The organism is Pseudomonas sp. SIMBA_068, assembly GCF_046534705.1.
Taxonomy (GTDB): domain Bacteria; phylum Pseudomonadota; class Gammaproteobacteria; order Pseudomonadales; family Pseudomonadaceae; genus Aquipseudomonas; species Aquipseudomonas putida.
Window position 1 is genome coordinate 1 of the sequence record NZ_JAWRYI010001737.1, and the last position, 233, is coordinate 233.

The 233-nt window shown below is 71.2% G+C and carries 1 pseudogene; it reads right to left on the reverse strand.

What is annotated here, in order from left to right:
• Positions 1-213: pseudogene (locus tag SB756_RS35695) on the reverse strand (alpha/beta hydrolase); the annotation flags it as partial.
• Between the last annotated feature and the right edge of the window lie 20 nt (positions 214-233).

A 233-nucleotide genomic window follows, 5' to 3' on the forward strand; every position in this document is an offset into this window, starting at 1 on the left:
GCCGATGACGAACCCGCCGCCGTGGAGATAGAGGACCGTCGCCAGATGGCGCTCCGCGCTCGGACGATAGAGCCGTGCGCGCAGCGAGCCGGCCGCGCCGGGAACGGTCAGGTCTTCCACGCGGTGAAGATCGACCACGGCTTCCGGTGCGCGAACGGCGCGCGCCAGATGCAGCATCAGTCCGCGCGCTTCTTCCGGCGTGGACTGCGGCAAGGGTTTCGCGCCGGACCCGG